The sequence below is a fragment of the SAR202 cluster bacterium genome, assembly GCA_016872285.1.
In the GTDB taxonomy this organism is placed as follows: Bacteria; Chloroflexota; Dehalococcoidia; order Lucifugimonadales.
Window position 1 is genome coordinate 1 of sequence record VGZZ01000066.1, and the last position, 10,566, is coordinate 10,566.

The following is a 10,566-nucleotide window of genomic DNA, read 5'->3' on the forward strand; positions in this document are numbered from 1 at the left end:
CAAGAGACCGAGAAGCTTCTAAAGCTCGCAGCTAGGCCAGGTAGTCCCTTATCATGGTCGGGGAAAGGTAACCGTAATTCTGAGGCAACAAAAATCTTTCGGTAACCATTGTTTATGAGGTCACACGCAACCAGATTTCAGTGGGCGTTAAAAGTGTGTAGCGCCGTGGACGTGATGGCAGGAAAACCCGCCGCAGCCTGGGGTGGTTGCGCGGAACGCTCATTCTGTTTAATAATAGACAAACTGATTATCGCCTTGCGGAATTAACTAGTCCAAAGGGATAGGTGGGTGGGACCTATGGTGGGACTCGGACTGTGCGCTCGTCACCAGCCCCGACGTGACCGCTCCTCGACCGGAAGCTCCAAGACTTCGCATCAAGAATCGTCGTCGCCATGACAGACCAATTCTTAGGTAAGCAGATGCTTATCATAGACGACCACGTGGCCACGGGCCTTACTCTCAAGGCTATCCTGGAGCGGGAGGACTATCGCGTCTGGTACGCCAGCAACGCCGACCAGGCCAACGACCTGGTGGACAGCCAAGACTTCGACTTCGCCATCATTGACCTGGATGTGGACCGCAACGGCATCAACGTCCTCCAGTCTCTAAAGGCCCGCCAGCCCCGTTGCAGCGCCATGATCCTCACCGGATACCCCTCCCAAGAGGCCGCTGAGGCCGCCTTCCGGGAAGGCGCGGTCAGTTTTATGACCAAGCCCTGCGACATTCAGGAGCTTAAGCGCGTCATACGTCAGGCGCTGGAGCAGCCCGCCTCCGACTAGCGCCTGCCTCGGGCCGATATAAAATGGGGTCTGCCTAACGCGCGTCAGGCTCTTTTACCCTCCTTACGTTTTGAGAGTGCCTCCACTAGCGTGCATCTCGTAGAGACTCGTAGATCGGCGTTGCCTGTTTAGCGGTAAAAACAGGGGAGGGTAGAAATGCCCTCCCCTATTACATACAGTCGCGGAATATCCGCCCTGAAGCTACCCCCAGCGAGGCTGCTCGTCCAAGCCTATGCCCAGGGTGGTCTTCCCCACAATCTCATGCACCAGCGCCGAGTTGGCAGGGTGGAACCGCCCGCACCGCACGTCGCGGTACAGCCGCTCCAGTTCGCTGGCCTTGAACATGCCGAAGCCACCGGACATCTCCAGCGCCAGGTCCACCACCCGCCCCGCGCCTTCGACGCAATGGTATTTGGCCGACACAATCTTCATCGGCCAGTTGTGCCCGTGGTCGACGCCATTGGCCCAGTCCTGCGCCACCTTGTCGATGTGCGGCCCCATGGACTCCAGCTCCAGCGTCATCTCGGCGGCGGCGTGCTGCATCTCCGGATGGTACGCCATGGAGCGCGTGAGTCCCAGGGAAGTGCGCTTCTTAAGTCCCTCCACCGCCAGGTCTCGTGCCCGTAGCGCAATGCCGTAATAAACGTTGGAAAAGCCAATGTCCGCCCAGGCGAAAACACTAAGGACAAACTGGTCCACCGCTCCCGCTGGCAGGACGCGGCCAATATACTTGTCGGGCACAAAGGCCCCGTCGAGAATCGTGTCGTCGCTGCGAGTGGCCCGCATGCCCAGCACGTCCCAGGTCTCCTTGATGCTGTAACCCTTGGCGTCGCGAGGCATGAAAGCGTGGACAATCATGGGGGCATTGGGATTGCTGGCGTCCATGGCGTGAATCCCCAAACGTGTCCACACCGGTGTGAGACTGCCAAAGGATTTGCGTCCGGTGAACTTGTAGCCGCCGGGCGCTTTTTCAGCCTTAGTGGTGGAGAGGAGGAGGGGCAGATCGTTGCCTGTCTCGGCATGGCCGGCGGCAAACACCTCACCCTTCATCGTCTCCCTCAGCATCCGCTCCAGCGACTTGTCGCCGGAGCGCCACAGGTCTGCCGCCACGCCGGTGAAGTAAAAGTGCATGTTGATGGCTAAGGCCGTGGCGGGAGCGTTGTACGCCAGGCGTCGCTGCAACTGGGCCACCTGGGCTACGTTGAAGCCGTAACCCCTAAATTCCGTCGGCACCGCCAGATGAAGATACCCTGCCTTCTTCAGATCGTTGAAGTCGTCTGAGAAGAACTTGTTTTCTCTGTCATAGCTGGCGGCCCTGCTGTGAATCTTCTCTAAAATAGCGTCAGACAGCGTGAACTGTTTAACGGCAACCATGACCTTCTCCTCCATCGCTTGATGTTTGTCCACCCACTCACTCATCCCCACCGGCCCGCATCTTTGCCGATATGAAGAAGGTATAGACCCCAGGTCTCATAATGGCGGTGTTGGCGCCCCAAGCAGGTGCAACAACGCCGCCATTCTTACATAGACACCAGAAAACAATCAATAACAAAATAGGAATAGCAATAAAACTCAATAAATTGCTAATATCTTAGCTGTTTGGACTAACGCGAGGCCGCTGGCAGTAGGCTAAAAAGATAAAGGCGCTCTCAAAGAGCGCCTTAAAATGTCCGGCAGAGCTGCGATGCGCAGGCTACATCTTCTGCGCGTTGTCCAGGTTATGCCAGTACTTGTAACCCTTCCCTGTCCCGTCGACTATCTCGACCTCATGCACGTAGAGGTTATGAGATTCAATTCTTTGCGTGTTGCCGGTGGTCTGGACCACGGCCCCGCCTACAGTCTTGAACTTCTGGCCGGCATCCACCTTTGGTGTCTCTGAATATTTGGCCACGGGCTGCCCTCCACAAAAGCTAGGTTTTTAGTGGTAGACAGAGTAGCAGAGGCGAGGCCGCTTGTGTAGCGTCGCCGGCGGCCGCGTAATAAATCACTTGGATTTAGATTTGACTTCGCCGTTGGACACCTCCGGCGTGCCCGTGTCTATTTGACCTCGCTGCAACCCCTCTTTGGTCTCCCTGGCCAGCGCCTCATAAGTCTTTTTAATCTCGGCCAGCTCCTCCTCCGCCGACTCTTCTATGCCCAGCATAGCGTTATGCGCGCCCTTGGTGGCCCTTATCAGCTCGTCCAGCTTAAGTTGCAGCGCGTCGGTGTCTCGATTTTGTGTGTTCTGGATTAGGAACACCATGAGGAAGGTCACAATCGTTGTGCCGGTATTAATCATCAACTGCCAGGTAGTGCTGAAGCCGAAGAGGGGACCTGACACCGCCCATACAAGCACTATCAGCATCGCGGCCGCAAAGGCCTGCGGGTATCCTGCCCGTCGAGAAGCCCACCGCGCGAATCGGATAAACATGGCTGCTGGATTCATAACCCTCCCTCCTCACCACTGCGGTTTGGCTGCCCTTAGCGACTTCTAATAAAACTTTAGCACAGGGCTGAAAGCCTAGTAACCAGCGTTTTGCCTAAGGTTGCCGCTCTCATGTCGTCGTCAGGTTAGGCAGGCTTAGATGCGTCCAAAATAATAGGCCCCGCTCGGTAACGGGGCCTGAAGCGGGATTTACTTGGGTAACCGAGGGTTACCATCGCTTCAAAGGGGATTCTACTCGCAAGCCCCATATCGTAACCATGCCTTCGGACAAGGGAGAAGGTTTCTATTGACTAGTCCAAATTTTGCCTTGGACTTCGAGGTATCACCCCCATTTTGGCAATCCGCCGTGGGCGCCATGTGCGTATCATACTTGGAGCCAATGAATTTACAGCGAGGTTTTTGCGTGAATGGAGGTGTCGTGAGCACAATACATGACCCGCGAGCGCATCAGGGACCTGAAGGCAACGCCGGCGACCCGCCTGCCCGCCCCAACCCCATCGGGCTTGTGGTGGACAGTTGTCCCCTCTGCAATTCCAGGGGTTACAAAATTGAACTGCACAGCAATCATATCTACTTGTGTGCCTGCTCCTTTGGAAAGAAGCTTCAGAACGGGCTGGCGGAACTGGCGAGAAACAGCGCAAAATAATCGCCTGCGCAACAGTCCAAAAGGCCCTCCCATTGCGCGGAGGGCCTTTTTATTATATTCAGTAAGCCGGAGCAGGTTGACGGTACCCCGAACATCAGTGGTAAACTCCGAAGACCCGCTCGGCGGCAACTCGAGGCCAATGCAGCCCCAATACGCAGGGCCATGATGAAGCCTCACCGTCATCGATATAGGGAATTCTGCTCTGGGGTGTGGAGTGATGAAGGGTACGCGCAGCAGACTTTTGGTATGGCCCGCAGTTTTCGCGGTAGCAGTCCTTCTTTCGGTTCTCATCGCCCAGACCGCCGTCGCGGCATCTACGCCGCCTGTCACCGGTCAGTTCAGCGGCATCGAGCTCTGCCCTCAGTTCATATGCGGCGACGCCATCTTTATCTACCACGGTCCCTTTGAGGTCGACGGCCGGTCCACCCCCCGGGTTCGGCTCCATCCACGCCAACCACGGTTCCCTGCCCGCCCACGGCGGCGACCCCGCGGCTATCCAAGGCGACTGGTATTTGTGGACCTTCCAGGGCAGCTTTAAGGGCACCTTTGCGGGAACCCTGGTCAACAATGGCGACAACACCTTCACCGCCGCCGGCCAGATGACCCTCACCGAAGGCGGCACCGGCACCATCCACGTTGAGGTTGTCCTCGACCACAACACCTTCCCCCAAAAAATAACCGGCGAATTGTCGCAAGAGACCCCCGAGGCCGTCGCCGAGACGGGAGTACAAGAGACCGAGTCCGAGGGGAAGGGCGGACTGTCCTGGCTCCTCGCGCCCCTCAGGTGGCTAAACAACCTCTTTGACTAGGAACCTGGTCAATAAAAAAGCCCCCGACCTAGGTCGGGAGCCGCATATTAGTGAAGTGGAGTACGCTCTGGTGCCGAAGGCCGGATTCGAACCGGCACGGAGTTGCCCCCACCGGTTTTTGAGACCGGCGCGTCTGCCATTCCGCCACTCCGGCAACGATAAAAAGTATAGCACAGCCACGCCTGCGCAGACTGGCCCCTACCCATACACCCCCACCACCACCGCATCGTCCCGATTCGACTCGTCGAAGAACACCACCGCGCAGTTCCGTCCCGCCGTCATCTCCGACGACCCTATGTTCCGCGCCACCGGCACCTTGTACAGCCACACGCTCTGGCTCCCCGCCAGCTGCACCGTCGCCGTGTACGCCGTCGAATTGAACGCCTTCACCACGCCTTTCTTCATCTCCATGCCTAACCTCCCCCTAACTCAATGGTCTGGACATACGCGGGCCGTTCCCCCTGTCCCCTCGCGTACCGCAGCCCCAGTCCCACCACCCGGCGCCTCGACGCCGACAGCCCCGCCCTGGAGTCTGTGACCTCCACCAGGTCGTACAGCTCCTGCCCGCAGTTCACCGCCACGTCGATGCCCCCTGCCGGCTGAAGCCGCTGGCCCAGCCCCAGCAGCGCGTCCCCTCGCTCCTGCGCCTTCGACTGCGTGTCCAGATTAACGTCGTGCGCTTGGAACAGCCGGTCCGCCACCGCCTCCACCTCCGTCCAGTCGAAGGCCTCAGCCATGACGCCTTTACCGTAGACCTGGTATCGATTGTGCGACGCCGCCCCGTTCACGTACCGCCCGCCCACAACGGCGTGCCCGGCGCCATATGCATAATCCACAGGGTCCGAGTCCTGCATATACCGCACCATCGCCGTGTCGCCTCGAAAGAACAGCCTATCCGGCGTCATCGCCAGCAGCCGCGACAACGCCTGCGCGCCACTGGCCCCAGGATGGATAGCGAAGGCCGGCTTGTGCGTCGTAAACGTCGCGCTGGACGACAGCACCGACAGCCCTAAACCCGCCCGCGCCAGGATAAACGCCGCGATGTCTTTAATCGACGCCTCATTCAGGTCCCACGCGTACTGCCGCCGCGCCCGCCATCGTCCCAGCAGCGACCACGCGTCCTCCAATCGAAGCGTCAGCGTCGCCCGCCCCGGCCGGCACTGGTGCTCCAGCGCCTCCACCCAGTAGCTCGGCCCCGACGACACCTCCGCCCCCGACGCCGTCCCATACCCCGGGCTGACCCGCACCCTGGACCCCCTCCGCAGCGACACCAGCCCGCCCGCGCCCGGCGAGTTGTACCGCCCGTCGTCATTGCGCAGCGTCACTGTGCCCCCGCCACTGTCAGTCAAATCGCGCATATCCGCCGACAGCACATCGCCCGTCAGGTCCAGCGCAGGCCGCAGTTCGCCCCGCCACACTCCGTTGGGCGTGGACAGCCACAGGTTGCCGGCGTTGCCCGTAATCGCCACGCCAAAGGCCGTATCCAGATTGAAAGGCGCGGGCTCCCGCCACAGGCAGTCCAGATAGGAGCTGCCCGGCGCGCTGAAGCTCCATAAAGGCCGGTTGTACGACGGCGACCCCGTGGACCGCTCCACCAGGAACAGCCTCGCCACCCCTTGCAGCGACATGAAAGGATTGGTGAAATCGATGCCTGCCGTGGACTCCGCCCGCGTTATCTCCTTCAGCGCCGACCACTGGCCTGACGACACCAGCCCGCCGTCCCCGTACAGCGTCGTCCACACCTTCTTCTCGCCGCTGGCCTCGCCGCACACCGTCAGCAGCCAGTCCTGCCCGTATATCGACGCCATGCCCTTCACCGTAGTCACCGTACCCGAATACGGCCATGCCGATGGATTGGCCCACGTGTCGCCGCCTACGCGCTTCGTCACGTGGACTACATGGTCGTTGGTGGCGTAGAACACCGCCGGCGTCCCGCTGGCGTTCACCGACGCCGCCAGCCACGACACCATGCTCTCCGGCACCGTCAGCACCGTCTTCTCCGCGCTCCAGGACGCGCCGTTGTCGCTGCTCTCCCGGTACCTCATCGAGTTGTCGCTGACGGTGTCGACGTAAAAGATGAACACCGCGCTCCCCCTGCCGCAGAGGACGATGCTGGCATGAGCGCCCGCGTCGTCCAGATACGTCCACGAGTTGAAGTTGCCCCCAGGCCCGGGCGACACGACGCGCTGCACATACAGCCTCTCGTCCGCCGAATCGATCCTCGCCCGGATCAGCGACCCGTCGCCCGCCATGTACGCCGCGTGGTACCACGCCGGCTCGACGCCCGTGTAAAGCCTCGAAAACACCGGGTGGGCCACCCCCGGCAGCGACTCGTCCGCCTCCACCTTCAAGTGCGGCAGCGACGACGCGCTCTTCTGCGCCGCCACTAGCGTTGCCGATAGGCTGCGCATTAAATCCCTCCCTTCAATACCTCACTTTATTGCCTTTAGCTTCTTAATCAGTAATCCCACATCAGTAGTCCCAGTGTGCGCCGCACAGCCGCCGACAAGGCCTATGCCGCACCCTTCAGGGCGCGGTAGGGTGCAACTCTCCATCAAGCGCAGTGCCCCGTTACCTCGTTAAGTCTTATTTAGTTGCGGTAGGGTTTAATCCCCTCGCGCATTACGGCCCCACTACTAGCGACTGGCTGGGCTTGGAATGCGCCGGCCCGTAGAGCCGCTGCGCCCTCAGCGACCCTCGACGGCTCAGCTTGGTCAGCCTCTGATTGAAAAACGCCAGCCGCTGCTGCCCCCACGTCAGGTAGTGCCGCCACACCGCCTCGCCCCCCACGTTGACACGGTTGGTCGCGAAACTGGCCCACTCCACCGCGGCGTAGCCCGCCCCGCCCGCCGCCACCAGGTCCTCCAAATGCGGCGGCAGGGTGGACGTGCTGGCGTCCAGTGCGTGCAGTTTGCCGTAGTACACCTTCACCGCCTGCCCTCCGCTGGGCGTCGAGTCGACCAAAAGCGTCAGCGTGCTCTCCCAAAGGCTGAAGGGCGCGTACACCGGCGGGTACTTCCCCGTGGGATACTCCACCGCCTCAATGTCCACCAGGTTGGTCAGCGACGCGATGGACAGGTCCCGGCTGCCTGCGCTGGTAGTCAGGGTAGCCGTCTGCGCCCTGGGCAGCGCCATGCTGAACTCTCGCACCGTCCTATCGATGTGCCGGTTCAGTACGGTGTTGGTCCAGCGGTAGCTGGCCGAGTCCTCGTCATGCAGGTCCGCGCGTATCCAGTCGCGCATGGTCGTCAGGTCCATGGTATGTTCCCTCCTTTCACTCAGTCTGCCCTCATCAGAGATTCCATCTCCAACTAAGGGCTGGTCTCCAAGGAAAACAAACAGGTTGTCATTCCAAGCTTAGCACCCGTGTACTCATCGGGGCGTAGTTGAGGAATCTGGCCCCACTGGCACCCAGCCACCATCGCTCACAGGGCATGACCATTAAGCCTTCCTCCTTCCCCTCCCGATTATCATCGGGAGGGGAAGGTGCAGGTCGAAGACTCGCCGTGGCGAGATGAGGGTGTAACCCTAGAGGCACAATCCTTTATCACTGCCGCCTTACACTAGTCCCCCCTTCTTCTCCCTCAAAAGTGCCCTAGGGCGGGCTGCTCCCCCTCTCCCCGTTCTCCCCGCCTGCCCCATCCACCCTAATCTCCCCCGTCCCCACATCCACCGCTGCCCCCGACCCCAGCAGCCCGTATCGACGCTCCACCTCCAGCGTCACCTCCCGCAGCCTCTGCCGCGCCAGCCCTGCCTCCACCTCCGCCCGCTGCGCCGCCAGCGACGCGCGTCGAAGCCTGTACAGGTCCTGTGGCGTTAACTTCAAGGCCTTCGCCACGGCTAGACCGTCTGCGCCAGGCTGTTCAGCATCTTGCCGACGCTGTTGGCGCTGTCCTTCTGCCCCTGGCTCAGCCCTGCCCACACGCTCACCGACCACCGCACCCTCGCCTCCTCCTGCCCGGTAGCGTCATCTCGCAATGCGTAGTTGACCTGCAGCACCACCTCCTTCACATCTCCCGCCCCGTCGAACAAAAACGACACCTGCTCTAACCGATGGTCCGACTTATTAATAGCCATAGCTCCTCCTCCCTAGTCATATTTTTGAGACTAATGCCATCCCAAGCGCTCGTACAAAGCTACCGACGGGGCCTATGCCGCCCCGATGTATCGGGGCGGTAGGGTAAGACATACGACCCGCCCCGCTCTCTTACGTCGCAATCAGCCCGTAACTCCTCAGCCTCGCCAGCACCCCGTTTATCGCCGCCCTCGCCTCCGCGTCCACCGTCGCCCCGCCGGAAGCGTCCGCCACCGCCGAGCCCTGTACCACCGGCGTCGCATTGTAAAAACCCAGCTTCTGCGTGGTGGCCGTTCCTATCTTTGTGCCCGTAGCCGTGCCAAGGATAACGTTTTTGCCATCGGCAACAGTTATTTGGGCCGCCCCGCCTATCCTCACCACCTCGTTGTTCAGGTTGCTGTCATCATGGAATACAACTCCCAGGTCAGCGCCTATTCGCAAGCCTGAGCTGTTGCCGTCTATAACCCGACCCTGGTTGCCGCTGGTCCCAAGGTCAACCTTTCGAGCGAAAACCGTCCGCATTCGGATTGTGTTGTTGCCCAGGTCTAGCGCGTCGTCAGAGGATGGAAGCGTGGTTTTCGACAGCGTCACGTTGCCGGCGGGGTTCAGGGTCAGGTTCCCGGACGTGGTGGTGATGGATCGCGCGCTGCTGAAGGCCAGGTCCCGCGCCAGGCTCAACGCCGCGCCGTCGTCCATATACATGACGCTGGCGCCCCCGTCCTGAAAGTCGAAGACTCGCCCCACCCCGCGCTGGTTCACCCTGATCCCCAGCGACGCGTCGTTCACGTCCACCAGCCTTAAATTCCCCAGCCCATCCACACCGCTGACGGGCGCATAGCTTTCCCCTGCAAGTCTAAGGGCCATAATCGCCTCCTTTCTCTTTCATCCTCTCTGCCGAACCGAATAAATTCGATAGCTGTGCTACCAGGTCTCTCACCTCTCTCTTGATGCGTGTGACGCGCATTAAGGGTGGCTTCTGATTTCCCATCTGGTTCTCCCCCTTCGGCCTGGAAGGCGAAGGGGGAGTTAGACGCCGTCCTGAGTATGCCGAAGGAGGGGGTTGTGGTTTCTTATTTCTCTTCCCTTTCCAGCAGGAAGGGGTCAGGGGATGGTATATCGATTAAAAACAGGAGTGTTTTGTTCATCACACATCTTGAGGAGGATCATCAAGGGGCTTCCCTCAGCTCAACGCATAGTCCGCGCTGAGGCTGAACGACGTCCCGCTGAACCCCACCACCTTCAGCCACACCAGCCCGCCCCGCGCCTCCACCGACAGCGCGTGCCGCCCCGTCGACTCAAACCGCCGCGTCGCTCCGCCCCACCACAAGTTCTGCCTCGAGTTCCAGAACAGCGCCTGCACATCCAGGTACACAAACCCGACGCCGCTAATCGTCACGTCCAGCCAGCACTCCTGGTACCCGCCGCAATCGATAGCCCCCGACGCGTCCGCCGGGTCCGAGGCGTCCACCGCCGTCACCCCGCTCCTATGCGCCGCTGGCGCCGTATGCTCAAACACCGCCGCCTTCGGCGCCCCATTCGCATCAATCCTCACATTTGGCATCTTTATGCTCCTTAGTTGTTGTCAAAAGTGCCCCCGTCTCGACAGGGGCAGACCTAATGGGTGGGGATTCTTCATCTGGTCCCCCTCTTCTCCTTTCGCCACACTCAGCCAAGGCTTCGATGGGAGAACGCACCCCTTTCTTCCTTCCTCTCCCTTGATGGGAGAGGATTGAGGTGAGGGTGCTTGATTTTCACGCCTCGTTAATTACCCCTCATCCTAGCCTTCTCCCGCAAGGGGAGAAGGGACCGGATTACGGATTCGCACAGTGCTA

General features: G+C 60.4%; 13 protein-coding genes and 1 tRNA gene. 3 read left to right on the forward strand and 11 right to left on the reverse strand.

The window, feature by feature from the left end:
- The first annotated feature begins 392 nt into the window (after nt 1-392).
- On the forward strand, nt 393-779 hold the full coding sequence (locus FJ320_12235) for a response regulator (GenBank protein ID MBM3926719.1): 387 nt from the start codon (nt 393-395) through the stop codon (nt 777-779).
- Between the two features lie 201 nt (nt 780-980).
- On the opposite strand, the gene FJ320_12240 is transcribed toward FJ320_12235, so the two are convergent.
- The 3 genes from FJ320_12240 to FJ320_12250 form a co-directional block, all read right to left on the reverse strand.
- A complete protein-coding gene (locus FJ320_12240; protein MBM3926720.1) occupies nt 981-2,153 on the reverse strand; it encodes an acyl-CoA dehydrogenase in 1,173 nt (390 codons plus the stop codon).
- A gap of 319 nt (nt 2,154-2,472) precedes the next feature.
- A complete protein-coding gene (locus tag FJ320_12245; protein MBM3926721.1) occupies nt 2,473-2,670 on the reverse strand; it encodes a hypothetical protein in 198 nt (65 codons plus the stop codon).
- A 93-nt stretch (nt 2,671-2,763) separates the two neighbouring features.
- Nucleotides 2,764-3,204 carry a low affinity iron permease family protein gene (locus tag FJ320_12250; protein ID MBM3926722.1) on the reverse strand — a complete coding sequence of 147 codons (441 nt, stop codon included), beginning with the start codon at nt 3,202-3,204 and terminating at the stop codon, nt 2,764-2,766.
- Nucleotides 3,205-3,622: 418 nt separating this feature from the next.
- Here FJ320_12250 and FJ320_12255 point away from each other — a divergent pair, with 418 nt between their 5' ends.
- Together FJ320_12255 and FJ320_12260 are read left to right on the forward strand one after the other, a co-directional pair.
- Nucleotides 3,623-3,850 (forward strand): hypothetical protein, encoded by a 228-nt coding sequence (locus FJ320_12255; GenBank protein ID MBM3926723.1) that lies wholly within the window; start codon nt 3,623-3,625, stop codon nt 3,848-3,850.
- Nucleotides 3,851-4,254: 404 nt separating this feature from the next.
- Nucleotides 4,255-4,659, forward strand: a complete 405-nt coding sequence (locus tag FJ320_12260; GenBank protein ID MBM3926724.1) for a hypothetical protein — start codon at nt 4,255-4,257, stop codon at nt 4,657-4,659.
- A 68-nt stretch (nt 4,660-4,727) separates the two neighbouring features.
- Here the strand turns inward: FJ320_12260 and FJ320_12265 are convergent.
- The 8 genes from FJ320_12265 to FJ320_12300 all read right to left on the reverse strand — a co-directional run bounded on the left by FJ320_12265 (nt 4,728) and on the right by FJ320_12300 (nt 10,295).
- Nucleotides 4,728-4,813: transfer RNA gene (locus tag FJ320_12265), tRNA-Leu, on the reverse strand.
- 44 nt (nt 4,814-4,857) lie between these two features.
- Nucleotides 4,858-5,070 (reverse strand): hypothetical protein, encoded by a 213-nt coding sequence (locus tag FJ320_12270; protein MBM3926725.1) that lies wholly within the window; start codon nt 5,068-5,070, stop codon nt 4,858-4,860.
- 2 nt (nt 5,071-5,072) lie between these two features.
- Nucleotides 5,073-7,070, reverse strand: a complete 1,998-nt coding sequence (locus FJ320_12275; GenBank protein MBM3926726.1) for a hypothetical protein — start codon at nt 7,068-7,070, stop codon at nt 5,073-5,075.
- A gap of 211 nt (nt 7,071-7,281) precedes the next feature.
- Nucleotides 7,282-7,917, reverse strand: a complete 636-nt coding sequence (locus FJ320_12280; protein MBM3926727.1) for a hypothetical protein — start codon at nt 7,915-7,917, stop codon at nt 7,282-7,284.
- 337 nt (nt 7,918-8,254) lie between these two features.
- Nucleotides 8,255-8,485: a hypothetical protein gene (locus FJ320_12285; protein ID MBM3926728.1), complete on the reverse strand. Its 231-nt coding sequence runs from the start codon at nt 8,483-8,485 to the stop codon at nt 8,255-8,257.
- A 14-nt stretch (nt 8,486-8,499) separates the two neighbouring features.
- Nucleotides 8,500-8,736 (reverse strand): hypothetical protein, encoded by a 237-nt coding sequence (locus FJ320_12290; protein MBM3926729.1) that lies wholly within the window; start codon nt 8,734-8,736, stop codon nt 8,500-8,502.
- 130 nt (nt 8,737-8,866) lie between these two features.
- Complete coding sequence (locus FJ320_12295) at nt 8,867-9,598, reverse strand: hypothetical protein (GenBank protein ID MBM3926730.1); 732 nt, start codon at nt 9,596-9,598, stop codon at nt 8,867-8,869.
- Between the two features lie 316 nt (nt 9,599-9,914).
- Nucleotides 9,915-10,295 carry a hypothetical protein gene (locus FJ320_12300; GenBank protein MBM3926731.1) on the reverse strand — a complete coding sequence of 127 codons (381 nt, stop codon included), beginning with the start codon at nt 10,293-10,295 and terminating at the stop codon, nt 9,915-9,917.
- Between the last annotated feature and the right edge of the window lie 271 nt (nt 10,296-10,566).

Bases quoted from the DNA above. Each gene is read 5' to 3' on its own strand.
- FJ320_12235 (MBM3926719.1), top strand. From the start codon at position 393: ATGACAGACCAATTCTTAGGTAAGCAGATGCTTATCATAGACGACCAC.
- FJ320_12240 (MBM3926720.1), bottom strand. From the start codon at position 2,153: ATGGTTGCCGTTAAACAGTTCACGCTGTCTGACGCTATTTTAGAGAAG.
- FJ320_12250 (MBM3926722.1), bottom strand. From the start codon at position 3,204: ATGAATCCAGCAGCCATGTTTATCCGATTCGCGCGGTGGGCTTCTCGA.
- FJ320_12270 (MBM3926725.1), bottom strand. From the start codon at position 5,070: ATGGAGATGAAGAAAGGCGTGGTGAAGGCGTTCAATTCGACGGCGTAC.
- FJ320_12275 (MBM3926726.1), bottom strand. From the start codon at position 7,070: ATGCGCAGCCTATCGGCAACGCTAGTGGCGGCGCAGAAGAGCGCGTCG.
- FJ320_12280 (MBM3926727.1), bottom strand. From the start codon at position 7,917: ATGGACCTGACGACCATGCGCGACTGGATACGCGCGGACCTGCATGAC.
- FJ320_12290 (MBM3926729.1), bottom strand. From the start codon at position 8,736: ATGGCTATTAATAAGTCGGACCATCGGTTAGAGCAGGTGTCGTTTTTG.
- FJ320_12295 (MBM3926730.1), bottom strand. From the start codon at position 9,598: ATGGCCCTTAGACTTGCAGGGGAAAGCTATGCGCCCGTCAGCGGTGTG.
- FJ320_12300 (MBM3926731.1), bottom strand. From the start codon at position 10,295: ATGCCAAATGTGAGGATTGATGCGAATGGGGCGCCGAAGGCGGCGGTG.